The sequence below is a fragment of the Tolypothrix sp. PCC 7601 genome, from assembly GCF_025677855.1.
Taxonomy (GTDB): domain Bacteria; phylum Cyanobacteriota; class Cyanobacteriia; order Cyanobacteriales; family Nostocaceae; genus Aulosira; species Aulosira diplosiphon.
This window is the reverse complement of the sequence record NZ_CP064879.1, coordinates 1,046,298-1,070,210: the sequence shown is the minus strand read 5'-3', so window position 1 is coordinate 1,070,210 and position 23,913 is coordinate 1,046,298. Positions and strand designations below refer to the sequence as shown.

Below are 23,913 nucleotides of genomic sequence, written 5' to 3'. Positions count from 1 at the left end.
TATTTGTGTGTTGAACTACTAGGGACAAATGACCAAGGACTATTAACTATTCTTCAACAAACCAGCACTAATTGCCCCTAAAATAGCTACACCAAATGCCAATCGATACCAAATAAATACCCAGGTGCTTTGGGTTTTGAGGAAGCGCAGCAAGCCAGCGATCGCAATATAGGAGAAGATAGCGGCAGAAATCACGCCGACAACTAGGGGAATCATCGCATCGCTACTTAAGCCTGCGCCGACAACATCTTTTAATTCCACTAACCCCGCTAAGGTAATGGCGGGAATCCCTAGCAAAAATGAAAACCTCGCTGCGGTTTCCCGTTCTAATCCCATAAATAACCCCCCTGTGAGGGTAGAACCAGAACGAGATACCCCTGGGATTAATGCTAAACATTGCGCCAAACCCATTAATAAGCCATCATTCATTGTCAGCTTTTCAAAGTTACGTTGACGCTTACCTAGTTGTTCAGCCAATCCTAGTAACAGCGACATAAAGATAGAAGCGATCGCGATCGCACTTAAGCTTCTAATGGGAGAATTATCAAAATCGGGGATAAACTTTTTAATCAACAGCCCAAAAAAGACAATTGGCAAAGTTCCCAAAATTATCCCCAAGGCTAACCGCAAGTCATAGTCATTGTAATCTTTATGGGCGATCGCTCTAGCTGAACCCTTAATAATTCGCGCTAAGTCCGGCCAGAAGTACCACAGCACCGCCGCAATGCTACCTAATTGAATAATTGCTGTAAACGCTACCCCCGGATCACCCCAACCTAGAACCACAGGTACAACTTTTAAGTGGGCTGTACTACTAATGGGTAAGAATTCTGTCAGTCCTTGTACGAAACCTAAAATAATTGCTTGCAAAATATTCATTTGTTGCACCCCCTCACCCCCGGGCTGAGGCTGGGTGCTGAGAACTTGCAGCGGAAATGCAGCTACTGACAAAGCAGCAGATACCGCACTCAACATTAAAAATTGTTGTCGTTTTAATAGAGCCATTAGTCTACCTGCGATCGCTAATCATACAACCTATTACAAAAACAACTACCTGGAGAACTTGCCAGGATAATCACAAAACAAAGCTGTGGATTACCATGAATTTCCCCAAAGACGCGCCATTAATTTAGCACTCTCCCACTCAGAAGGTAGCTGTTAATAGCTAGAGTTTCTCAAAAATAGATGAAGCCTTAACGACAATTTTTTAAAGTTCGTGTGAATAGGTTGGGGATTGGGGACTGGGGACTGGGGACTGGGAGATGAGGGAGATGAGGGAGATGAGGGAGATGAGGTAAAAAGTAATTACTCATTACTCATTACTCATTACTCATTACTCATTACTCATTACCCAATGCCCAATGCCCAATGCCCAATCCCCAAAATTAATGTAAAATAAATATGCCCCTGGGGGGGATTTTTAAGTGTGGTATTTTAAGTAAGATAAAGTTTAGTAACAATTATTAAAAACATTGATTAATAATACATTGTCCTCATACGGTGCTCCTACCGGCTCTATAGATACTGAATTACAATCCATTAATCAAGGACGCAAAGGCATAGGTGAATTAGAGACGACACTCTCAAATTCTCCCAATTTGCCCATATCTCCAGCTTCTACAAAAGTTTGGTTAGTGTTTGCGGCGGCGGTATTTTTGGTATCTGTACCAGTATTTATCGAAGCGCCATTAGTGCGATCGCTCCCTAGTTTAAGTTTAGCGATCGCAGGCTTGTGGGTGTGGCTGAGTTTTAATTTAATGTCACGTCCCGCAACATATCTTTGGGGCGATTTGCTTTTAGGTTTTAGCTGGAGTTGGCTAGCAGGTGCAATTTACTGGGGATGGTTTCGCTGGGAACCGTTATGGCATTTACCAGTAGAATCTATTGGGCTACCCTTTGCTTGTTGGTGTCTGTTCAGAAATTGGGGCAAAGTTGGTAACTGGTTTTACTTAGGTTCCTTATTTGGTACAGTCTTAACGGATGTGTACTTTTATTTAGTAGATTTAATTCCCTATTGGCGACAAATCATGCAAGTTGAACCTGAGGGAGTTTCAGCAATTTTACAAAATGCTGTCATTCAAGTTAGAACACCTTGGGGACAAGCATGGGCGATCGCCTTAGCTTTAGTATTATTAACAACAGGTATTATCCCTCTACTTACTAAGCAAAGACATTGGTACGCCTTCAGTGGCGCAGTTTTAAGCACAATCTTAGTAGACAGCCTATTTTTATTAGCGGCAATTTTAGTATAAAAAAATAAGTAGTAGGGAAAATTAGGAGAAGCCTCTTAATTTAAAAAACAACAAAAATAGCTTTAATTAAACCGTTGGAAGTGGAAATTCAGCAGGTAATGAAGAAATTGGAGACATTGTTAAAATAATCAATAAAAGCTGACTATTTGGAGAAAAAGCAATGAAAGTTGCAGCCGCTAAAAAGATGAGCTTTGAAGAATTCATTAATTATGACGATGGCACTGATTTTTTATATGAATTAGAAAATGGAGAATTAATTCAGATGCCATTAGAAAGCGAGCTAAATCGCCGGATAGTGATGTTTTTAGTTGCTTATTTCTTACAATTGGGAATTCCATTTTATCGCTTGAGTACGAAAACAGAAGTTTCTGTGAATAGTCGGCAGGTGGGGGTAAGAGTGCCTGATTTGACTCTGTTTTCGGAAGAGTTAGCGACAGTAATGCAAGGCGCAAAGCGATCGCTGATTTTGATGGATATGCCGCCGCCGTTATTGGTGGTTGAGGTAGTCAGTCCAAATCAGGAAAGTCGGGATTATCGTTATAAGCGTTCTGAGTATGCGGCACGAGGAATTGCGGAGTATTGGATTGTTGATCCTATCGCCCAAAAGGTGACAGTTTTGGAATGGGTAGAGGGATTTTATGATGAGCGAGTTTATCAGGGAGAAAGTGCGATCGCCTCTTCAATTTTTGCTAATCTTCAGTTAACTGCGGCGGAAGTTTTGCAAGGATGAGATGTGATGAAAACGTTTGATGAACTTGTTTTAAAATATGTTACTTGTCCCCCTTCCCTTGTCTCTCTTCGCTGTGCTGTGTTTCTTTGTTTGCTCAAAGATTCAAATCCAACAATTGCGAGATAGCAGGTAATAACTTATGCCCAGTTTTTACTAATTTGGCAGAATTGGGTAAACTAGCCAGCGTACCAATCAAAATCTTAAACGCAGTTCTGGCTAACCTGTGTATATGTCCTTCCTCCGGATTTTTTCCCGCTTCAGCTAAAGCCATTACCTGCTCTAATGCTTCCGCTTTATCTTCAGGTTGTAATTCTCTATTCGCTTCAATTTCTGATTGCAACTGTTTCAGCAGGTTAGCTAATTTTGCTGCTTCTGGAGAATCTAAATTTTCAAGTTGGTTAATACTACTATTAACAAGGTCATTTGCTTCATTAATAGTAACTTCATTGACCATTGATTCGCTTAATTTTTCAATGTAGCTACCGCTAGTAATCACCACCATTTCATCAGTTTTAACAATTCTTCTTCTCTGTTGAGCAGCAACTAAAACAGCCTGAATTACAGAGTTTTGCGGTTGCAGTACTAACGCTTGTTTAAATTGTTCTTTTGCTGCTTCAAATCTTCCTTGCTCCATTAGTTCTTGTCCGTAACTCAGTAAAGCTTGAATAAATCCTTCCTGAGTTCTAATCGAATCGACTTTATAAGCTCTAGCATAAAGTTCTACAGCTTGGTCAAAATCTCTAATATCTATGCAAATTTCAGCTAATCTAAATAGTGCATCAAAATGGTTAGGATTAGCCTGTAATACTTGCTCGTAGAGATTGGCTGCATTTTGTAAATCGCTATTTTGAGATAACTTTACTGCTTGTTGATAAAGGCGATTAGCTTGCGAATCTAGTTTTTCTAATTCCCAAATTTCTCGCCTTAAAGGATATCTTTTGACTAACCATTTACGGACTAACTCAACTGTTACCTTATAGTTATTCCAACGTAATGGTAAAGAGATTTTTGGTGCTATATTTTGTAAGAAATCCCATTGCAATAATCGTTCTTCTGCTATGTGAAAAGGCTCAGTTAAAACTACACCACATTGCACCAGCAGTTTTAATGGTTCTCCCTTAGCTACAGAGGTTGTTTGTTGTTGAACTTCTGCTACCGCCGAGAAAATTACTCGCTCAGTAATCGGTAAACCATCTCGGAACCAAGCTAAACCAGCCTCACCAATTTCAATTGCTTCCTCAACAATATTTTGTACATCACTGCGAGTAACTTGCCAGCGTTGTTCTTCCCTCGCTTGCGAAAAAAGCGCAAAGCAAATTACTTGGGTAAAATAAGGATGTCCTGCTGACAATTCTAAAATTGCATCTATAGCATCAGGCTCATATTTGAGAATATTCTTAGCAGGTTTGGTAATTAATTGTTCTGCACTTTGTCTATCTAATAGACCAATTTCTCGATTTGGTGCTTGCCTAAATAAACTCAGTAAATTGGGTAAATCATCCAATTGTCTACCGATAACTGGAATGATAAAAAGTTCTTTTTGGGAATAAACAACCGATTGGAGACAAGGAAAAAATTCAGCAACAGAAGAATTTTGACCAGAATCACCTAATACATCAAACTCATCTAGCAAAAGTACCAAGTTTTTACCATTAATGACTTGATAAATTTGAGGTAAAAATTCATTGAAGAATATACCTGCATCTTTTTGCAGTTGTTTTTTTGTTGGTAAAGCAAGTTGGCGGCGATGTGGATGGCGATAATCATCTAAATAATCAATAATCTCTCTTGCTAGCTCATATAAAACCTCACTTAGGCACTTCTGACTTTTACCCTCTAGCGATAAAGGTATAAAGAAAAAGTTTTCTAAATCGATAAAGTGAGGAATTTGGGACAGCACAGATGACTTACCAATCCGGCGCTGACCGTGGAGTAAAATTACCTGTGCGCCTTGATTGAGATTGTCATAAATAAAATTGAATAGGTCTTCACGCCCAAAAAATAACTCTGGTTCATAAATTGGACGACCAATAACATACGGATTATCTTCCCAATTGGTTGAAGACACCATTCTCGCCAACTCCTCCCCAGAGGAAGTAGATCTAGCTTGTACTTTAAGCATACGGCACGTGATAATTACTTCTCAAGTAGGATCGCCCGCTAGTTTGCGAACAATCCAAACTAAAGACTGGACGATATCTCGATGCTGCCATACCCAACGAATCGCTTTTTTAACTGTACCTGCTTGTTCCCGGCTCATCAAATTCAGAAAAACTTTCTCGCGTCCGTCTAGTTGCGCTTCATTAGTGTTGTAGATTTCTTGGATTACCCACCACTCCATCATTGATGAATTAAAACTATAGACAGTTTTCCCTTCATCTAATGTGCGTTGAATTACGCCTCGTTCCTCTAAATCAACTAGTTCCCGGCTGCGTTGGCTAAAAACTAAATCAATATCACCTAAAGCATAGCGAGTGTTTCTGTTTAAGCGACCTTGCAACCGCACTAGGGCAATTAGCATTAAAAGAATCTGCTCTTCTTCAGTGGAAAACCTCCAGGTATCGCGGAAATATTGCTCGGTAGCGCTTTCAAAATCCTGAGCAAAAGACTGAATATCAGGAGTGTTTCCTGCTAGCAGGGTGTCATACAATAAATAACCCGCATTTTGCAGTAGTGCTGGGTGTCCATCGATAATTTCCAAAACTCCGGCGCGCAAACTTCCAGGAATGGGTATGGCCAGCTGATTATTAACTTCCGTAGCAGGTAATGGTCTTAATAACCGGAAGAGATAATGATTATACCACGGCGAACCCCCTGGTTTGATGGTCGGCCCCAATTCATTGAGGCGGCGAAAAGTAGTAACAATAGTTGAAAGGTATTTGCCTTCATTGCTGTGAACTGCCAAATCCCGAAACTCACTTAAGAAAGTGAGCATTTGGGTTTCGGTGTATTGCTCATTGGGTTGCAGCGCAGCATCATAATCATCTAACAGTAGCAACAAGAACTTGTCACGCTGCCCAATTTTACGCAGCATTCGCCGCAAGTCTCCCTTTTCTACCTTTTCTTCCTGTAATAACTGTTTAATATCAGCTTGTAGAGATTCATCATCTTCCGTTGCATCTTGTAGCAAGCTGAGAATTTCTCGCCAAAAACCAGAGGCGGTAAAAGGACTTATACCTGCACAGTTAATAGAAACAATCAACGCTTTCGATATATCTCTTCCCCGCGCTTCCCAAATTTTTGGTGAAGCAATATACCGCAATAACGAAGACTTGCCCATCCCAGGACTACCATAGATAGCCAAGTGCGCGCGGCGAGAAATTTGGTCAAAAGCAGTTCTAACTTCCGCACTGCGTCCGAAAAAGTATTCTGGTGGTACTGGGCCACCAACAAAGAAGGGATTTTGTGACATCAATGTAATTAAGCGAATACGCGTCTAAATTGCATAACTACTAATAAGGGCTGTTAACTGTTGACTGTTGACTGTTGACCGTTGACAGTCAACAGGCCTCACAATGGATTGTGCAACTTAACAGCCGAATAGCTTAGGTGAAGAGTCCAGGGTTGCAGAGACGCGATTAATCGCGTCTCTACTTAAAGGCTAAAATCGAGCTAGCTTTGGGTGGAATTTGACTCCATAGCCTTACAGCTAATTACATTATTAACTTGATGATGCGATCGCATCTTCCTGACGCGACAATTGGCGATCAATTCTGTAAAAGTATTGGCATTGAAAAAATGAGTAAAAATAAAACCATTACTCTATAACGAGGTGGATTATGGGTAAAGAAGAACAATTACTTGACGGCTGGCGAGAACTTACACCCGAAAAGCAGCAAAAGGTTTTAGAGTTTGTGGAAGCACTGAAATCTGAACCAGATGCAACAGCAATTATTACCGAATATATTCCACAAACGCCCTTAGCTAAAAAACTATGGGAAATTCGTAATAGAGCGATCGCCTCTGGAATACAATTACTCAACGAAGCAGAAATTGAACAAGAGCTGACTGAACGTCGGGGTGGATACCGTGAGTCGTAAGAAAACCTACATCGACTCTGGGGTTCTCATCACGGCTTTTCAAGGTATTCAGTACCAAGTAATCGCACTAACCAGATTATACTTCTGGATCAACACCCAAAGCACGCAATTGAGCAGTTAGGCGATCGGCTCTTTCCTCCCCAGTCAACAACAAATTCCCTTGCTCATCCCACCAGCGCAGCCAAGGTAATTCTAGATTCTGATATTCTCCCTGCCATATACCTAACTCTAATCCCACCTCACCACTTTGCGTCTATGCACTCCTTTGAAGAAACTAACTCAAGTTTTCAAGAGTCTGGTGTGTGAAAATTAATCTATGTATTTTGGGAGTTGCAACGATGGCTTGGGTAGCTGGCGAGCAATTGCAAGGTGGTAAATACACTGTTGAAAGGGAATTGGGAAGGGGACGCTTTGGCATCACTTATTTGGTAAAAAATAAAAATGGCGATCGCTTAGTCATTAAAACTTTAAACGATAGCTTGCTCAATTCCCTAAGTCCAGAGGATCGCGCACGACTGGAAACAATGTTTTGGCAGGAAGCTGTAAAACTAAGTCGTTGTCGCCATGAGCATATTGTGCAGGTTGCGGAACCTTTTAAGGAAAAAGAGCATTGGTGTCTGGTAATGGAATATGTAGATGGCGTAAGTTTAGCTGACCGTCGCCAACCTATACTTGCAGAAACAGAGGCACTACGCTACATCCAACAAATTGGCGAAGCTTTGATAGTAGTACATGAAAATCGGTTGATTCACCGAGATGTACACCCAGGAAATATATTTTTGCGGGTGCGAAATGGACAAGCAGAAGCGGTACTTATCGATTTTGGTTTAGCTCTCGATTTTGACCATATCTTAACCACAAACCGAACTAAAGAAACTTCTGAAGGATTTACACCACCTGAACTTTACGCCCAATATACTAAACCAACTGGGGCTTATAGTGATATTTATTCATTGGCAGCAACTCTGTATGTACTGATTACTGGAAAAACACCAGTTAGTGCGTTGAAACGCAAGATAGATAATGCTCGTTTAGTTGCTCCTAAAGACCTTAATCCTGAGATTAGCGATCGCACCAATCGAGCAATTTTAACAGGGATGAAGCTAGATCCCAAACAGCGATCGCAATCAATGCGCGAATGGCTCGATTCTTTGGGGTTGACTGGGGAAACTTCTCAGCCTAAGCCAACTGTACCGCCTAAGACAAAACCATCTTGGGAGCGAAACATCCAGTTGTGGGGAGTTGTGATAGCTGCGATCGCAGCTATTGGTACTTTACTTGCAGGAATGGGGGCTGTGATGGATAAATTAAAACCTTCTCCGCCTTCTAGCCCAGCTTCAGTGTATCCCAGCCCTTCATCTAGCAAAACACCGTAGAATTAGCTAGACTTTCATTGTGTATGGTAAAAAATTCTCCAAAAATGTATTTTTTGTGAAATACTGTTAAGTCATATAAAACACCCATTTACAGCTTTTTTAAACTGTTTTAACTACGAATTACAAATTACGAATTACGAATTATTTAGAGGTATTCATGCCCTGGATAGCAGGACAACAATTGCAAAGTGGCAAATATGTAATTGAGCAAGTTTTGGGACAGGGTGGATTCGGAATTACCTATAAGGCTTTGCATGTTGAACTAAAACAGACAGTTGTAATTAAAACACCTAATGAATACCTCAGCCACGATCCAGAGTATGACAAGTATATAGAGAGATTTATTCAAGAAGGGCGGATACTTGCACGTTTATCTCAAGACCCCCATCCTCATATTGTGGGAGTAATTGATTTGTTTCAGGAAGGTGCTACCCACTGTTTGGTAATGGACTTTGTTGAGGGAGAAAATTTATTTGAGGCGGTGAGGCGTAAGGGGGCTTTACCAGAAGCGGAGATTCTACCCTGCATCCGCCAGATTGGGGAAGCTTTGAGGGTAGTGCATCAAGCAGGTTTAGTACATAGAGATGCCCACCCTGGAAACATCATGGTGCGGAGAAATGGTAAAGCGGTTTTAATTGACTTTGGGATTGCTAAATCAGTAATTCCCTCAACTATCAGTTCAATTAACAAGGATGGTAATCAAGCCTTTGCGCCCTATGAACAGATGAGCAGCGGCAGTCGAGAGCCAACAGTAGATGTTTATTGTTTGGCTGCTACACTTTATTATGCAGTGACAGGTCAACGCCCCACACCTTCTCTAGCTCGCAAGCTTGATGATGTTTCTCTGACCCCACCTCAACAAATTGTTTCAAACATTAGTGACCGATTAAATCAGGTAATTCTCAAAGGCATGGCGCTAGAGGCAAAAGACCGTCCTCAGTCGATGCAGGCATGGTTGGCAATGCTAAAAGCATCAAAAGCTATACCTACACCGCGAGTTGAACCAGTTTATAGAACAGAAGTTCCTCATTTCAAAACTCCGCTAAAGTCAAAGGCTACTCCAGATAAACGAGCTACGAAACTAACTAGAATTATTCCTTGGGGCTGGTTAATAGGTGTATTATTAAGCTACCTACCGATAGGCTACTTGTTAGCAGCGTCTAACGCTCCGTACATAATTTGGGCTGTGGCTGTGGCTGTGGCTGTGGCTGTGGCTTGGGCTGGGGCTGGGACTTGGGATGTGACTGTGGCTATGGCTGTGGCTTTGGCTGGGGCTGTGGCTGTGGCTGTGGCTGTGGGTGTGGCTAGGGCTGGGGCTGGGGCTTGGGCTGTGGCTTTGGCTGTGGCTTTGGCTGTGGTTGTGGTTGTGGCTGTGGCTGTAATAAAATTACTAGAATCTTTTAGCAGATTTCATACTATTCTAATTTTAGCTAGCACTTCTACTCTAGGCTTGGGTTTGGGCTGGTTAGAACATAGGATTTTTAATATAGGTACATAGCTTACTCAAGCTTTAAAAGCTAAATGACAAAAGATTTTGTAGCTGTTGTATCCAGTGGAGAAACGATGTCTAAGGACAAGCCACTGCACGTCTACGCACCTTTCATCGGTTGATTATAGTGTTGAGTATGCGTTAAAAGTCATGATAGTTTTAAAACGTCCCTATTAATCATCTAGGAAAATTGGTGATATTCCTAGATGATTTTTGGTTACGAGGCTAGTCTTTTTCTAAGCTCTGCCTCTATTTGTTCACCACCGCTTACTACTACTCCCGGCTTCGCTCTCATCAATGTTAGAAAGTGTTGGAAAGCTTCTTCATCTTGTGGATGGGTTTTGATATATTCTTTTAGTTCTTTATAGGACAAATTTAGATAATCACTCATCTTATTAATACTTCTCCACTACTCAGAATCTCTACTTCAATTGTTTCGCCTACTAAAACAGCTATTCTATTGTTTCTTCTATCGTACCGAACTAACTCTATGTTCTGTAACAGATTGCTAGTGCGAATGCAGAAATCAAAGAATGCTTTGAGTTGTTCTATGGTCGGTTCCATTAGTTAGTGTTTACTTTTTCCTTTTTTACTAATATTAAAAATTTTTTACTTTTTGGCTAACTTCCTTGTATACCCCCGTTTTTCAAGACTGGTTTTTGAACGTTTTTGGCAATTGTAGTGTCCGAAGCAGCAATTGTAGTGTCCGAAGCAGCAATTGTAGTGTCCGAAGCAGCAATTGTAGTGTCCGAAGCAGCAATTGTAGTATCCGAAGCAGCAATTGTAGTATCCGAAGCAGCAATTGTAGTGTCCGAAATAGCAATTGTAGTATCCGAAGCAGCAATTGTAGTGTCCGAAATGGCAATTGTAGTGTGCGAAACAGCAAATGTAGTGTCCGAAATGGCAATTGTAGTGTCGGAAATAGCAATTGCGAAGCTGAAAACCCTATTTTGTGGTCAGAATACTACCTTTGCAGGGGTAAGGGTTGTTCTTTAGTTTAGCAATTCAATAAGAAGAGAGGCGATCGCACTTTCTCTGCTTTGTCATCAGGTAAAAAATGCGATCGCCTTTGCTGTTTACTTAGTTAATACCAAATTCATTGGCTTAACTCCTGCTAAATCTAAAATCTGCGGAATTAAGTCTTCTCGCTTCACAGCCATCATGTGGACACCTTGGCATAATTGCTGTGCTATCTGCACTTGCTCGGCGGCAATTTTTACACCTTCCTCTAGTGGGTGTTTAGCTTTAGCTAACCGATCAATTATGTGCTGCGGTATATTTACACCAGGAACGCACCTATTAATAAATTGGGCATTTTTTGCAGATTTCAACAGAAAAATACCTGCCAAAATTGGTTTATTACAACCTGCAGCAATTTTGTCCATAAATTTCTCTAGCCGCTCAAAGTCGGTAATTAATTGACTTTGGAAAAATTGCGCTCCTGCTTGTAATTTTCGTTCAAAGCGACTTTGCAAGCCTGACCAACTCGCACATTGTGGATCGACTGCTGCACCAACAAATAAATCGAGTGCGCCATCACTCAAGGGTTGCTCGTTACTGTCCACACCTTGATTGAGGTTGCGAATTAATTGCAGCAGGCGGACAGCTTCTAAATCAAATACACCCTTAGCATCGGGGTGATCGCCTGCTTTGACTGGGTCACCCGTGAGAGCTAAGATGTTACGGATACCCAAGGCATGAGTGCCCATCAGATCAGCTTGTAAACCAATCCGGTTGCGATCGCGGCAAGCAATCTGACAAATTGGTTCAATGCCATGTTGTAACAAAATTGCTGATGCCACTAACGAAGACATCCGTAATACTGCGCGGCTACCATCGGTAACATTGACGGCATGAACCCTCCCCTTAAGGGTCGCCGCCATATCAAGCATATGTTTTGGATCTCCACCTTTAGGAGGTGCTACTTCAGCAGTTATTAAAAATTCGCCTGCTTGCGCGGCGCTGCGGAAGGCATTCAAGACTGTCGGAATCTGGGTATCAGGCATAACATTCAGATTTCAATTTTCTTACAGGGTAAAGCAAATTACACCTAAAAGTGAAATCTTTAGAGAGGAACAGAATAGCCTAAAGCTGCTTTGACTTCTGCTAAGGTTTGGTTGGCAACTGCTTGGGCTTTTTGGCGGCCATCTCGCAACACAGACTCTAAATAGCCTTTGTCTGCCATTACTGCTTGATATTTCTCTTGAATCGGTTTGAGAGCTGCGATCGCTGTTTCCGTTAATAAGGGCTTAAATTGTCCCCAACCCATATTTTCGCATTCTGCTGCTACCTCTGCTTTATTTTTACCAGCCAACAGCATATATAGAGTTAACAAGTTATTACACTCTGGACGCTCTGGATCGTCAAAAGTTAAGCCCCGAACTGGATCGGTTTTACAACGCTTAATTTTATTGGCGATTTGCTCTGGTGTATCTAACAAGTTAATTCGGCTTAATTCCGATGGGTCGGACTTGGACATTTTACGGGTACCGTCGGTCAAACTCATCACCCTTGCACCTTCTTTGCGAATCAAAGGTGCTGGTAGCTTTAACACGGGCTGATCCGGTGTGGCAAATAAGTGATTAAAGCGATTCACAATATCCCGCGTCAATTCTAAATGTTGCTTTTGGTCTTCACCCACAGGTACAAAATCTGCTTGGTACAGTAAAATATCAGCAGACATCAGCACTGGGTAATCCAACAAGCCGACACCAACGTTTTCTCCTTGTTTTACAGCCTTTTCCTTAAACTGGATCATATCTTGCAGCCAGTTGAGGGGTGTAATGCAGTTGAGCAACCAGGTAAGTTCGCTGTGTGCCGAGACGTGAGACTGTACAAAGATAGTGGAATGATTTAAATCTAGACCACAAGCTAAATAGAGAGCCACGAGAGTATAGGTATTAGATGCCAACTCCTTGGGTTCGTGTGGCACAGTGATTGCGTGCAAATCAGCGACGAAAAGGTAATTGTCGTAATCACTCTGGGCTTCTACCCAATTACGAATTGCTCCCAAATAGTTGCCTAAATGCAAATTTCCGGTTGGTTGAACTCCCGACAGAACGCGCTGCTTGCCCATAAGTTTCCAGTTTAGTTATCTCAAATCCGCCCTATGTCCAGCGACGGTTACAAAACACATTCAATTTTGACATTTTCTAGATGCAATGGGCATGGGGCATTGGGTAATGGGTAATGGGTAATGGGTAATGAGTAATGGGGAATGAGTAATGGGTAATGGGTAATTACTTTTTCCCTCATATTCCCCTGCTCCCTGCTCCCTGCCCCCTGCCTCTTTAACTACACAGCAAATATCTAGCGACTTAATCAATAAAATTATTAATGCTTAGTTCAGCGAAGGTTAAAATTCTGCTTAAAGGTTCTAATTTTAGAGAATCTAATTTATTTGACTAGAAATTATAAGGCAAGAGTTGTCTTTTTGGTTCTTTCTTTCTGCCAACTAAATATATTGACTTTATTAGCATTTTGCTCTCAGCTATTGAAAGGCGATCGCTTACCAGCAAGCATGAATATTCCTGCTTTATATCTTCATGTATATTTAGACTTCTATCAATGAAGAGAAAATTTGACAGCCAATTATAAAAATTGGTCTTTTTTAGGCGATCGCTACAGGGTAAATACATCTATTTTTTAGCTAGCTTACCTATGAAATATTTTTTTCTGAAAAATTTTATACTGATGTTTATTTTGATTACTTATTTGATATAAGCTATAGCTTGTAACCTATTGTGTCTATCATTAAACTATCTTACAGATGTATATCCTTGGAATTGACGTGTTTTACAATACATGGTATTGTCTCGACATAATTTCATAGAAACTTCATAATACTCTCAGAAAATCCAGCTAATATAATTTGGCCGGGATCAGAGTATACAGGGTGAAATTACCAACTTATTGATTATTAACGGGGTGACTTGGAAATAATTTCTAAGTTAATGAGGAATTTCCTCACAATATTTTTACTGGCATCTATATTCTGTAAATCGTTCTCGATAATTTTCTTTTTTAAGAAAAAATATTTGTTGTTCTCTAGTCATTAATGACTCTCTTGGAGGTGCTTTTCAGTAAATGGAAAATATAGATAATAATGCTTCGTCAACTACGAAAGATGATGTCGTCAGCAACCAGATAGAGACTGAAGCAAAGGAAGAGGGAATTAACCCAGATGCGATAAGGCCAAATGATCCTTCTTATAACCGTCAGTGGGGTTTAGAGAAGATAAATGCATCCGCAGCTTGGAATTATACTCAAGGTAGTAAAAGTGTAGTTGTAGCTGTTGTTGATACTGGTGTTGATTACAACCACCCTGACTTAGCTGCGAATATTTGGACAAATACCAAAGAAATCTCTGGTAATGGCATTGATGATGATGGCAACGGCTATATTGATGACATTCATGGTTGGGACTTTGGCGATAACGACAGCGATCCAAACGAAAATTCCACCACCAAAAGTAGTCGCGGTCATGGCACTCACGTAGCAGGTATTCTAGGTGCTGTAGGAAACAACAACCTAGGCACTATTGGAGTCAGCCCCAATGTTTCCATTATGGTCACAAAGCATTTCCGCACCAGTGATTCAGTGGGGTATTTGTGGGATGTTCCCGCCGGCATTGAATATGCTGTAAAGAATGGCGCTAAAATTATTAACCTCAGTTTAGGCTCCACTTCTTTTGACCAAGCACAATATAACGCTCTGAAGTTTGCAAATGATAACGGTGTTTTAGTTATAGCTTCAGCTGGTAATAATGGTCTCAATAATGATGTGAATCCGTACTATCCAGCCAACTACGATTTGCCTAATATCATTACTGTTGCAGCTATTGATGAAACTGAAAATCTGGCTGTTTTCTCCAGCACTAGTTCCTCCAGTTATGGTGCTACAACCGTAGATATAGCTGCACCTGGGAAAAATATTTATAGTACCTTCGCTGATAGTAGATATGCTACATGGGGTGGCACCTCAATGGCTGTCCCCTATGTGACTGGTGCTGCGGCTTTACTTTTGGCGGCTAACCCCAAGCTCACAGTATCAGAACTCAAACGTGACATACTTGCCAGCGTTAAGCAAGTCTCGACTTTGCAAGGCAAGGTGGCTACTGGTGGATACTTAGATTTGTCTAAATTAACGCAATTTTTGTCAACAACAGCTCCTCAAGCAGCTAGTGTAACCAATAGCGAAATTGATACACCTGCTGCAGAGCCAGTTGCGACTCCAGCCGAAAATTCTGATGATGCTAGCGGTAGTAGTGATAGTGACAATATCTCTAACAATGCTGAGAATCAGACTATCTATGGCACTGTCGATAATGATAGCCTCACTGGTGGTTTAGGCAACGATACTATTTCTGGTAATGATGGTAATGACTCCATTGATGGCGGCGATGGTAACGACGTTCTGAATGGCGAAAATGGTAATGACACCATCACAGGTGGTGCTGGTGATGATACAGCCAATGGCGGCGCTGGTGGTGACAGACTCTATGGTGCGGATGGTAATGACAACCTCAATGGTGATGCTGGCAATGACAAACTTTATGGTGATGCTGGCGATGACATCCTCAATGGTGGTTCCAATAACGATACCCTCTATGGTGGTGCTGGCAATGACACTCTCATCGGCGGTAATGGCAAAGATGTCTTAATAGGCGGTGATGATAGAGATGTCTTAATAGGTGGACTGGGTAATGACACCCTTACAGGTGGTTTGGGAGCAGATATCTTTGTCTTTGATTCTCTGGCAGATAAGAAAGATGCGATCGCAGACTTTTCTAGTTCAGAAGGAGATAAAATTCAAATTGGTGCTAGCTTTGGCACTGACCTAAGCCTGTTCAGCTATAACAATATTACAGGTGCTTTGAGCTTTAATAATGTTCAATTTGCTACTCTAAATACTGATTCTATGTTTAATATTGAGCAGGATATTACTTTCTAAGCCAGCGTTTCCTTAAGAAACTGGTTTCTATCGTGTTTCTTAAGGAAACAGTACAAGAGAATTTCTTCCCCATTACCAATTACCAAGCAACTACCTGATTTCAGACATCCACATGTCAATAGTAGGGAAATTGCTAATTTTGGTCTTCATGCCATCTTCTATAATTTATAAAACCTGCACAAATAAATCTTAGGCATGAGACTGTGACAGAAACTGGAAGCTACAAAGATACTGTAAACCTACCCAAGACTAGTTTTGATATGCGAGCGAACGCGCTCAAGCGTGAGCCGGAAATTCAAAAATTTTGGGAAGAAAATAACATTTACGATCGCCTGTCGCAAAACAACCCTGGCGAATTATTTATACTACATGATGGGCCTCCCTACGCAAATGGCTCGCTTCATATTGGTCATGCCTTAAATAAAATTCTCAAAGATATTATTAATCGCTACCAACTGCTACGGGGGCGTAAGGTTCGTTATGTGCCGGGTTGGGACTGCCACGGCTTGCCCATTGAACTGAAAGTTTTGCAGAATATGAAGTCAGCAGAACGGCAAAACCTCACGCCTTTACAACTGCGGCAGAAAGCAAAACAATTTGCTTTAGAAACAGTCAATGACCAACGCCAAAGTTTTAAACGCTATGGTGTTTGGGGCGATTGGGAAGATCCTTATTTGACTTTAAAGCCAGAGTATGAAGCTGCTCAAATTGGTGTATTCGGGCAGATGTTCTTAAAAGGATATATCTATCGCGGTTTAAAGCCTGTTCACTGGAGTCCCAGTTCTAAGACTGCTTTGGCTGAAGCTGAGTTGGAATACCCAGAAGGTCACACTTCCCGGAGTATCTATGCAGCTTTTCCTGTTACAAGTCTTTCGGAAGCTGCAAAATCGCTATTAGGTGAATATCTGCCAGATTTGGGTGTCGCTGTTTGGACAACCACACCTTGGACAATTCCAGGTAACTTGGCTGTGGCTGTGAATGCAGACCTCAACTATGCTGTGGTGGAAGTTTCCCGCAAAGATGCAGAAACCCAAACTGGATTTAAGTATCTGATAGTTGCGGCTGATTTGGCGGAACGTTTAGCTGCCACTTTGGGACTTGAGTTAACCGTAAAAGCCACATTCAAAGGGAAAGATTTAGAACATATCACTTACCGTCATCCCTTATTTGACCGTGAAAGTCCAGTTGTAGTTGGTGGCGATTATATTACCACTGAGTCTGGTACAGGTTTAGTTCACACTGCCCCTGGTCATGGTCAAGAAGACTACATAGTTGGTCAACGCTATGGTTTACCTATCCTCGCGCCAGTGGATGATAACGGTAACTTTAGCCCAGAAGCCGGACAATTTGCTGGGTTGAATGTATTGGGTGATGGCAATCAGGCGGTAATTGATGCATTAACGGCGGCGGGTTCCTTATTGAAGGAAGAAGCTTACGCACACAAATATCCCTACGACTGGCGGACAAAGAAACCGACAATTTTCCGCGCTACCGAACAATGGTTTGCTTCCGTAGAAGGATTTAGAGAAGCAGCATTAAAAGCGATCGCTTCGGTACAATGGATTCCAGCCCAAGGGGAAAATCGCATTACGCCAATGGTAGCGGAACGTTCTGATTGGTGTATCTCCCGTCAGCGTTCTTGGGGTGTGCCCATTCCCGTATTCTACGATGAAGAAACTGGCGAACCCCTGCTAAATGAAGAAACCATCAACCACATCCAAGCCATCATCGCCGAAAAAGGTTCCGATGCTTGGTGGGAACTTCCCATAGAGGAATTATTACCCGAACCATACCGGAGTAATGGCCGTTCCTACCGCAGAGGTACAGACACAATGGATGTCTGGTTTGATTCTGGTTCATCTTGGGCTGCTGTTGCAAAACAGCGTCCAGAGTTGCGTTACCCCGCAGATATGTATTTGGAAGGTTCCGACCAACATCGCGGCTGGTTCCAGTCAAGTTTGCTCACCAGTGTAGCGGTGAATGGCATTGCACCTTACAAAACTGTGCTAACTCACGGCTTTGTACTAGATGAACAAGGTCGGAAGATGAGTAAATCTGTGGGGAATGTAGTTGATCCGCAGGTGATGATTGCAGGTGGTAAAGACCAGAAAAAAGAACCCCCTTACGGTGCTGACGTGTTGCGGTTGTGGGTGTCGTCGGTAGATTACACCTCCGATGTGCGTCTGGGTGGCAACATCATCAAGCAGCTCAACGATGTCCGAGGTAAAATTCGCAATACAGCGCGATTCTTACTGGGTAGCTTGCATGATTTCGACCCCGAAAAAGATGCAATTCCTTTAGCGGAGTTACCCGAACTCGACCGCTATATGCTGCATCGCATCACCGAAGTATTTCAGGAAGTCACAGAAGCCTTCGACAGTTTCCAATTCTTCCGCTTCTTCCAAACAGTGCAGAATTTCTGCGTTGTGGATTTATCCAACTTTTATTTGGATGTAGCCAAAGATAGACTGTACATCAGCGCCCCTAACGCTTTCCGCCGTCGCAGTTGTCAAACAGTACTAAAGATAGCTTTAGAGAATTTAGCACGTGCGATCGCCCCCGTGTTATGTCACACTGCGGAAGATATTTGGCAACATCTCCCCTACAAAACACCTTACAAATCAGTATTTGAAGCTGGTTGGGTGCAAGTAGAAGAAGCATGGCTAAATCCCCAATTAGGCGATTTGTGGCAAACATTACGACAACTCCGCACCGATGTTAACAAGGTGTTAGAACTAGCGAGAATAGAAAAACTCATCGGTTCTTCCCTAGAAGCGAAAGCTTTAATTCACATCCCTGACAAACAGTTAGGCGATGCAATCAAAGCTTTCAACCCTGCTAGCGGTAACGGTATCGACGAACTGCGGTACTTGTTGCTGACTTCGCAAGTGGAATTATTAGATTCCGCCGAGAAACTGCAAGGATTGAAATATACCGCGCAAACTGAAGACTGGACAATTGCAGTAGTAAATGCAGACGGCGAAAAATGCGATCGCTGCTGGAACTACTCAATCCACGTGGGAGAATCAAAAGAACATCCCCTACTCTGCGAACGTTGCGTTTCCGCTTTAGCCGGAGAGTTTTAGGGATTGGGGATAGGGTAATGGGTAATTGGTAATAGGTAATGGGAATTAATCTCCTATCCCCTCATCTCCCTCATCCCCATCCCCCAATCCCCTAAAATGAATAATGTAGGGGTTTCCACGGCGCGAGGAATTTGATGACTAATCTCTTACAAGAAGCATTTGCTGTGGTCTCACAGCTACCTGAAGCTGAACAGAATGCGATCAGCTCAACTCATTTTGCAGCAACTAGCCCAGCGCGATCAATCACTGCATAAAATACCTATAGATTTTATGCAATTCGCTGGTATTTCCATTAAATTGTTTGAATGTTGCGCCACAAGTCAGCCGCCACAAACCTCGATAAGTGACCAACATTAGTAGTGGCAATAACTATATTTGGAATGGCAAGGGTGACAGCTTGAGCTACTAAAATTATGTCACCGTCAATAGTTTTATCACCAGCTGTTGGTTGCCCTTGTTGACGAGCCTGCGCCCAAAAGATTGCAGCTTGCCTCATGGCGACTGTTGTGATGGGTAAATATTCTAATAACTGAGCTAATTCATCTAAACGAGTAATACCTTTAACTTTATTTGCTCTTAATAACTCTCGCCGCACTTCATAATCAGCAATTTCAGGAATGATCACTCGATTACTAGAAGAAACGAGTATTTGCAACCATTGGGCACAAGCAAGGCTTTCATGTGAGCGATTTGGGTTTGTAACTAAACCTATAGGGCCAGCATCCAACAGGATAACGCGACTCACCAAGTTACACCTTTTAACTCAACGGGGAATAATTTACGCTCAGATAATCTATCTTCATCTAAGGCCTGAATTAAATATTCTCCGGTTTCTTGCTGCTCATCGGTATCATCTTCATCCATCCAAGATTGAAGCAGATTTACCAACTTAGACTGGTTTTCTTTTGGCAGAATATGTTCTTTTAAAATCTGCAATGTATATGTCTCAATAGAAAGCCCTTGCTGTTGAGCTTGCAGTGTAATATACTGCTCTAATTCTGGTGGTAAGTTTAAATTTAATGTCATAAGTCTGTTGTAGGTGACACTTTATATATTAAACCTACCAAACCAGAAAAATGCAGATAACCTACGCAATACACAACCTCAGTTTAGCCGCATGAGGGCAGGCGATCGCTGCTGGAACTACTCAATCCACGTAGGAGAATCAACAGCACATCCCCTACTCTGCGAACGTTGCGTTTCAGCACTAGCAGGTACATTTTAAGTATTGGGGATGGGGTAATTGGTAATTGGTCACATTGGTAATGGGGATTTATCTTCTTTCCTCCTCATCTACCTCATCCCCCTCATCCCCCTCATCCCCCTCATCTCCCAATCCCCAATCCCCTATAACTTCTGCAACAACTCCTGAGTTAACTGTAAAAATGCCTTAGAACCAGGAGATTGCGGACTCATTAAAACAGCCGGCATAAAGCTATCAACAGCCTTAGCCACATTCACATCTACTGGAATTTGATTTTTACAAATTTTTTCTACACCAAAATCTTCAACAACGCGATGCATTACTTGTTTGTAGTATCTGCTAGTTAGAAGATTTGAACTCGACATACTAAATACTATACCCAGCATTTTTATATCGATTTTCGCTTCATGTTCATGACTATCTTTTAATTGTCCAATCCGTCTTTCTAACAATTGAATACCTACTACAGATAATGGTTCTGGTTTAGCAGGTAAAATATAGAAATCACTACAAGCCAAAGCACTACGAGTTAAAAGATTATAGCCAGGGGCGCAGTCCAAGATAATAAAATCATACTCTTGGCGAACTGCCTTTAAGATGTTATTAATTAACACCCTTTCAAACCGATTCCAAACCATTTCAAAATCTTGCTCACCCAACGCCACCGATTGTTGATGCAGCATTTCGGAAACGACAAATTCATCGTATAAATCGATATCTCCTGGTAATAAATCTAATCCAGGTAACTTACAAACATTGGCATGAACGATATCTTGAATCGTTAATTTAGCATCCGGTTCTGGTGCTATAACTTGGTCTATTAGATATCGAAAAGTCTTTCTATTTTTCCGCCGCTTGGCAAATTCCAAAGGCGACATCAAACTGAGTGTGGCGCTAATTTGGCTATCTAAATCTAGAACCAACACCCGCTTACCATGATACTTAGCCAAACAAGTAGCTAAATTGACTGTAATGGTGGTTTTACCGACACCACCTTTCATATTTGCAGTTGCAATTACATATCCCATCGGTTAAGTCCTTTGGTGACGCATCCCCATTTAGGTAGCGCACACCCCTCCTAATATATGGAAATTGTCGTTAAATTTAATATTTCTGGAATACACAAAGTACTCCAGTGATATTGCCGTGATTGAGGCAGTCAGAATTATAGCAGTGAGTAGCACATTACTAACAATTAAGAAAAAATTAGTTTTAGGCTAACGGTAGTTGAATTTTAGTTGCTAATAAACTTTGTAACCGTTGTAGGTGCGGCCCAACTTGGTAAAGTAAATCACCTTTTCCTAATAAGTAAGCTGCTAAGGCTGATGTACCACCTAAAATAATTTTGGAATCTGCTTCACTTCTAGTGCTGAGGGCAATTCTTCCTGGTAAATTAGCGCGAATTAGAGGGGTAACAATCCCAGCTTCCGGACGTTGAGTCGCAATAATTAGATGGATTCCCGCAGCCCTGGCTTTTGCGCCCAATCTTTTAATACTTTGTTCTAATGCGGTGCGAATTTCTTTTTCTGCCATAAAGTCTGCATATTCATCAAAAATACAGACAATACGAGGTAAAGATTGCGAGGAACGTTGATTATAACTACTCAAATCAGCACAAGCAGCTTTCTCAAACCTTTGGTAACGAGACTCCATCTCTGCAACTAACTCATCCATTAGTTCAATAGCGCGATCGCTATCCTTAACAATAGATGAATAAGACCAAGACATTTGCTCAAACTCTGGAAACGTCACCCGTTTAGGATCTACCAGGACAATTTTCAGGTGTTGCGGTGAATGACGATATAGTAAGCTGAGGAGGAGCGATCGCAAAAATTCACTTTTACCACTCCCAGTTGTACCCCCAACCAAAAAGTGACAGGTATTCGGATCGGATAAATCAGCTTCTATGAGTTCTCCTTCTAAATTCACCCCAATTGCAATTTTTACAGGTGCATTTGCGGGTAAAGGTTGCGGCTGAATATAAGTTTCAAAGTGAGCAATTTGCCGATCTGAACGCGGTAAATCTATGCTGACATACCCAGCTTGTGGCGCAATCAAAGGCGGATTTGCTAAACCTAACTGCACTTGTAAATCATTAGACAACCGCAGAATAGAATTGACACTCACGCCTAGATGGGGTTTCAGCTTTACTCGAATAAAAGCAGGCCCCACAGCAGCACCTTGATAATCAACTTTAATTTTAAAAGATTGCAAGGTAACAACTAATTGTTCACCAATTTCATCGCCTAACGTTGATGTATCCTCCTCTTCAATCGGCGGTTTTGGAGTATCAACTTCTGCATCTACAAAAAAAGTCTGACATTTTTGTTGCTGGGGACAAATTTCACACAAATAAGGCTGAGTCGTTCTTGGTGGTGAATTGGGGTGAGACTGTTCCCAAGTTAACCATTCTTGCATTTGTTGCAATTTATAGGGAATCAACTGATGCACAGTATTTTCTAGCTGTTCCCAAGAATATTGATACTCTTTAAATTCTGGTAAAACACAGTAAACTGCTGAGTCAACAGGTACTTTTTTCTGATGATGCAGCATATAACTATAAAGAGAAACCTGCGCTAATTGTGCTGATGGATCTACTGGTTGATAGGTTTTAAACTCCACTACACAAAGGCGATTGATCTCAAAATTAAAAACTAAGCAATCAAATTCACCCCTTATCAGTTGCTGCGTTCCATTAGGTAGCTGAAAGTAATGCTCAACGCTATGTTCTCCAGAGAGAAACGTATTACTAATAACTGTTTCTGCATTACAATAGCGCCGATTAATTACTAACAATTCTGCAAAGCGTTTAATCAATCCTTGTAATCCCTGCCAAACTTGTAAAAGTGCTGGAGCCTGACTAGCATCTTTCTCAACTGCCTCTTGTAGGTAGGGAAAAAATTCTAATTGATAAAATATTTGTTGCATTTGTGAGGCAACTTCCTCTACCTTTATCTGTGCTGCTTCAGATTTAAACAAAGCTTTAAATTGTGGTTCAATAACAGCTAATTTCACAAATCTATCGGCTAACTTATGAAATGGATTCCCAATGCCAATAACTGTATCTGGTGGGAAAAATATTGCCTTATCGCCAAATGTATGATTTAGATAGAATAAGCGGGGACACTCAAAAGCTAAACGGACTTTAGTTACCGTTAAAGATGAATTATCTGATGTTTTTTTTGGCTGTTTTGAGGTATTATTTCCCATATCAAAAATATTAATTACGGCATTGGAATTAGATATTTCTAGTAAGCGACGATGCACAGCCGCCAAATAAACCGTATCCATCGCCGCATATTTTAGCTGCTTATTGCTCAGAGGACGCTTTCCCCAATCACTTCCCTGTTCTTCTACATCTACATTCGAGAAATTGCAAAGTTCTGCTGCTAAAGTCTTCAGTTTTAAATTGGAAACTTCCAGCCGTTGACGAGTAATTTTTCTGGCTAATTGTAAAGTACAGGTAACATTCTGCGCTAGCTTACCTCCTAAATACTTTACGTCATAGCTAGCATTGTGAAAAATCTTCTCAATATTGGCATTACTCATGATTTGGTTAACAAAATATGCAGCCAAATCACGTTTATTTAAGACATCGAGAATATAAGCAGATACACCTGTTGAGTCTGTCGGGTCAGTTAATACCTGAATCAGCGATAATTTTGGATAGTAAGTATTCCAGTCAGCAGTTTCTGTATCTAACCAAAGAATTTTAGTAGATGCTAACTTAGCTATTAATTTCCGGATTTCCGCAGCTTCTGTCAGGTAGTGCATTGACTGAAAT

The 23,913-nt window shown here is 41.4% G+C and carries 21 protein-coding genes and 2 pseudogenes; 10 read left to right on the top strand and 13 right to left on the bottom strand.

Translation table 11 applies throughout. The features are described 5' to 3' along the window. Nucleotides 1–42 precede the first annotated feature (42 nt). Nucleotides 43–1,005 carry an undecaprenyl-diphosphate phosphatase gene (locus tag HG267_RS04410; RefSeq protein ID WP_045870402.1) on the bottom strand — a complete coding sequence of 321 codons (963 nt, stop codon included), beginning with the start codon at nucleotides 1,003–1,005 and terminating at the stop codon, nucleotides 43–45. Between the two features lie 229 nt (nucleotides 1,006–1,234). Here HG267_RS04410 and HG267_RS04405 point away from each other — a divergent pair, with 229 nt between their 5' ends. From HG267_RS04405 to HG267_RS04395, 3 genes are all read left to right on the top strand, one after another. Continuing rightward, a complete protein-coding gene (locus HG267_RS04405; protein ID WP_168160974.1) occupies nucleotides 1,235–1,399 on the top strand; it encodes a hypothetical protein in 165 nt (54 codons plus the stop codon). A 73-nt stretch (nucleotides 1,400–1,472) separates the two neighbouring features. Then, the gene (locus HG267_RS04400; RefSeq protein WP_194007830.1) at nucleotides 1,473–2,252 is read left to right on the top strand and encodes a DUF3120 domain-containing protein; all 780 of its coding nucleotides are present in this window, start codon (nucleotides 1,473–1,475) and stop codon (nucleotides 2,250–2,252) included. Nucleotides 2,253–2,412: 160 nt separating this feature from the next. After that, entirely contained in the window at nucleotides 2,413–2,982 is a 570-nt protein-coding gene (locus HG267_RS04395; RefSeq protein WP_096621572.1) for a Uma2 family endonuclease, read from the top strand. Between the two features lie 94 nt (nucleotides 2,983–3,076). Here HG267_RS04395 and HG267_RS04390 read toward each other — a convergent pair whose 3' ends face one another. Next, complete coding sequence (locus tag HG267_RS04390; protein WP_052335189.1) at nucleotides 3,077–5,053, bottom strand: ATP-binding protein; 1,977 nt, start codon at nucleotides 5,051–5,053, stop codon at nucleotides 3,077–3,079. A 72-nt stretch (nucleotides 5,054–5,125) separates the two neighbouring features. After that, nucleotides 5,126–6,394, bottom strand: coding sequence for an ATP-binding protein (locus HG267_RS04385; protein ID WP_045870400.1), 1,269 nt, complete (start codon nucleotides 6,392–6,394; stop codon nucleotides 5,126–5,128). Nucleotides 6,395–6,761: 367 nt separating this feature from the next. Between HG267_RS04385 and HG267_RS04380 the strand changes: the two genes are divergently transcribed. Continuing rightward, nucleotides 6,762–7,022 carry a hypothetical protein gene (locus HG267_RS04380; RefSeq protein ID WP_045870399.1) on the top strand — a complete coding sequence of 87 codons (261 nt, stop codon included), beginning with the start codon at nucleotides 6,762–6,764 and terminating at the stop codon, nucleotides 7,020–7,022. Between the two features lie 76 nt (nucleotides 7,023–7,098). On the opposite strand, the pseudogene HG267_RS04375 reads toward HG267_RS04380, so the two are convergent. Then, a pseudogene (locus HG267_RS04375) lies at nucleotides 7,099–7,260 on the bottom strand (Uma2 family endonuclease); the annotation flags it as partial. Nucleotides 7,261–7,360: 100 nt separating this feature from the next. Here HG267_RS04375 and HG267_RS04370 point away from each other — a divergent pair. Continuing rightward, complete coding sequence (locus HG267_RS04370; protein ID WP_045870398.1) at nucleotides 7,361–8,398, top strand: serine/threonine protein kinase; 1,038 nt, start codon at nucleotides 7,361–7,363, stop codon at nucleotides 8,396–8,398. Nucleotides 8,399–8,555: 157 nt separating this feature from the next. Next, nucleotides 8,556–9,896 carry a serine/threonine protein kinase gene (locus HG267_RS04365; RefSeq protein WP_096621574.1) on the top strand — a complete coding sequence of 447 codons (1,341 nt, stop codon included), beginning with the start codon at nucleotides 8,556–8,558 and terminating at the stop codon, nucleotides 9,894–9,896. A gap of 208 nt (nucleotides 9,897–10,104) precedes the next feature. Here HG267_RS04365 and HG267_RS04360 read toward each other — a convergent pair whose 3' ends face one another. Beyond that, nucleotides 10,105–10,278: a DUF6887 family protein gene (locus HG267_RS04360; RefSeq protein ID WP_168160973.1), complete on the bottom strand. Its 174-nt coding sequence runs from the start codon at nucleotides 10,276–10,278 to the stop codon at nucleotides 10,105–10,107. After that, entirely contained in the window at nucleotides 10,275–10,451 is a 177-nt protein-coding gene (locus HG267_RS04355) for a DUF6888 family protein (protein ID WP_168160972.1), read from the bottom strand. The genes HG267_RS04360 and HG267_RS04355 overlap by 4 nt, the downstream gene beginning before the upstream one ends. Before the next feature lie 117 nt (nucleotides 10,452–10,568). Here HG267_RS04355 and HG267_RS04350 point away from each other — a divergent pair, with 117 nt between their 5' ends. Then, a complete protein-coding gene (locus tag HG267_RS04350; protein ID WP_045870396.1) occupies nucleotides 10,569–10,883 on the top strand; it encodes a hypothetical protein in 315 nt (104 codons plus the stop codon). Nucleotides 10,884–10,963: 80 nt separating this feature from the next. Here the strand turns inward: HG267_RS04350 and HG267_RS04345 are convergent, their stop codons facing one another. The 3 genes from HG267_RS04345 to HG267_RS04335 are packed head-to-tail and all read right to left on the bottom strand — an operon-like array spanning nucleotide 10,964 to nucleotide 13,142. Beyond that, the gene (locus HG267_RS04345) at nucleotides 10,964–11,893 is read right to left on the bottom strand and encodes a methylenetetrahydrofolate reductase (protein ID WP_045870395.1); all 930 of its coding nucleotides are present in this window, start codon (nucleotides 11,891–11,893) and stop codon (nucleotides 10,964–10,966) included. A 59-nt stretch (nucleotides 11,894–11,952) separates the two neighbouring features. Continuing rightward, nucleotides 11,953–12,963, bottom strand: coding sequence for a tryptophan--tRNA ligase (trpS, locus tag HG267_RS04340; RefSeq protein WP_045870394.1), 1,011 nt, complete (start codon nucleotides 12,961–12,963; stop codon nucleotides 11,953–11,955). Between the two features lie 47 nt (nucleotides 12,964–13,010). Beyond that, entirely contained in the window at nucleotides 13,011–13,142 is a 132-nt protein-coding gene (locus HG267_RS04335) for an alpha/beta hydrolase (protein WP_155539226.1), read from the bottom strand. Between the two features lie 831 nt (nucleotides 13,143–13,973). Between HG267_RS04335 and HG267_RS41700 the strand changes: the two genes are divergently transcribed. Then, complete coding sequence (locus HG267_RS41700; protein ID WP_052335188.1) at nucleotides 13,974–15,839, top strand: S8 family serine peptidase; 1,866 nt, start codon at nucleotides 13,974–13,976, stop codon at nucleotides 15,837–15,839. Nucleotides 15,840–16,042: 203 nt separating this feature from the next. Beyond that, nucleotides 16,043–18,925 (top strand): isoleucine--tRNA ligase, encoded by a 2,883-nt coding sequence (gene ileS / locus HG267_RS04320; protein ID WP_045870393.1) that lies wholly within the window; start codon nucleotides 16,043–16,045, stop codon nucleotides 18,923–18,925. 292 nt (nucleotides 18,926–19,217) lie between these two features. On the opposite strand, the gene HG267_RS04315 is transcribed toward ileS, so the two are convergent. Together HG267_RS04315 and HG267_RS04310 are read right to left on the bottom strand one after the other, a co-directional pair. Continuing rightward, nucleotides 19,218–19,670 carry a nuclease gene (locus HG267_RS04315; protein ID WP_194007829.1) on the bottom strand — a complete coding sequence of 151 codons (453 nt, stop codon included), beginning with the start codon at nucleotides 19,668–19,670 and terminating at the stop codon, nucleotides 19,218–19,220. After that, complete coding sequence (locus HG267_RS04310; protein ID WP_045870392.1) at nucleotides 19,667–19,951, bottom strand: hypothetical protein; 285 nt, start codon at nucleotides 19,949–19,951, stop codon at nucleotides 19,667–19,669. The genes HG267_RS04315 and HG267_RS04310 overlap by 4 nt, the downstream gene beginning before the upstream one ends. A gap of 103 nt (nucleotides 19,952–20,054) precedes the next feature. Here HG267_RS04310 and HG267_RS41860 point away from each other — a divergent pair. Continuing rightward, nucleotides 20,055–20,150 (top strand): annotated as a pseudogene (locus tag HG267_RS41860) (zinc finger domain-containing protein); the annotation flags it as partial. Between the two features lie 122 nt (nucleotides 20,151–20,272). Here HG267_RS41860 and HG267_RS04300 read toward each other — a convergent pair. Next, the gene (locus HG267_RS04300; protein WP_045870391.1) at nucleotides 20,273–21,157 is read right to left on the bottom strand and encodes a ParA family protein; all 885 of its coding nucleotides are present in this window, start codon (nucleotides 21,155–21,157) and stop codon (nucleotides 20,273–20,275) included. A 184-nt stretch (nucleotides 21,158–21,341) separates the two neighbouring features. Beyond that, nucleotides 21,342–23,903 (bottom strand): DNA translocase FtsK, encoded by a 2,562-nt coding sequence (locus HG267_RS04295; RefSeq protein WP_045870390.1) that lies wholly within the window; start codon nucleotides 23,901–23,903, stop codon nucleotides 21,342–21,344. Nucleotides 23,904–23,913: the final 10 nt, after the last annotated feature.

What these genes read in the sequence shown, in the direction of transcription:
- HG267_RS04335 (WP_155539226.1), bottom strand. Translation starts at nt 13,142, where the DNA reads ATGAGGGAAAAAGTAATTACCCATTACCCATTACTCATTCCCCATTAC.
- HG267_RS04395 (WP_096621572.1), top strand. Translation starts at nt 2,413, where the DNA reads ATGAAAGTTGCAGCCGCTAAAAAGATGAGCTTTGAAGAATTCATTAAT.
- HG267_RS04370 (WP_045870398.1), top strand. Translation starts at nt 7,361, where the DNA reads ATGGCTTGGGTAGCTGGCGAGCAATTGCAAGGTGGTAAATACACTGTT.
- HG267_RS04380 (WP_045870399.1), top strand. Translation starts at nt 6,762, where the DNA reads ATGGGTAAAGAAGAACAATTACTTGACGGCTGGCGAGAACTTACACCC.
- HG267_RS04365 (WP_096621574.1), top strand. Translation starts at nt 8,556, where the DNA reads ATGCCCTGGATAGCAGGACAACAATTGCAAAGTGGCAAATATGTAATT.
- trpS (WP_045870394.1), bottom strand. Translation starts at nt 12,963, where the DNA reads ATGGGCAAGCAGCGCGTTCTGTCGGGAGTTCAACCAACCGGAAATTTG.
- HG267_RS04390 (WP_052335189.1), bottom strand. Translation starts at nt 5,053, where the DNA reads ATGGTGTCTTCAACCAATTGGGAAGATAATCCGTATGTTATTGGTCGT.
- HG267_RS04310 (WP_045870392.1), bottom strand. Translation starts at nt 19,951, where the DNA reads ATGACATTAAATTTAAACTTACCACCAGAATTAGAGCAGTATATTACA.
- HG267_RS04300 (WP_045870391.1), bottom strand. Translation starts at nt 21,157, where the DNA reads ATGGGATATGTAATTGCAACTGCAAATATGAAAGGTGGTGTCGGTAAA.
- HG267_RS04345 (WP_045870395.1), bottom strand. Translation starts at nt 11,893, where the DNA reads ATGCCTGATACCCAGATTCCGACAGTCTTGAATGCCTTCCGCAGCGCC.
- HG267_RS41700 (WP_052335188.1), top strand. Translation starts at nt 13,974, where the DNA reads ATGGAAAATATAGATAATAATGCTTCGTCAACTACGAAAGATGATGTC.
- HG267_RS04295 (WP_045870390.1), bottom strand. Translation starts at nt 23,903, where the DNA reads ATGCACTACCTGACAGAAGCTGCGGAAATCCGGAAATTAATAGCTAAG.
- HG267_RS04410 (WP_045870402.1), bottom strand. Translation starts at nt 1,005, where the DNA reads ATGGCTCTATTAAAACGACAACAATTTTTAATGTTGAGTGCGGTATCT.
- HG267_RS04355 (WP_168160972.1), bottom strand. Translation starts at nt 10,451, where the DNA reads ATGGAACCGACCATAGAACAACTCAAAGCATTCTTTGATTTCTGCATT.
- HG267_RS04385 (WP_045870400.1), bottom strand. Translation starts at nt 6,394, where the DNA reads ATGTCACAAAATCCCTTCTTTGTTGGTGGCCCAGTACCACCAGAATAC.
- HG267_RS04360 (WP_168160973.1), bottom strand. Translation starts at nt 10,278, where the DNA reads ATGAGTGATTATCTAAATTTGTCCTATAAAGAACTAAAAGAATATATC.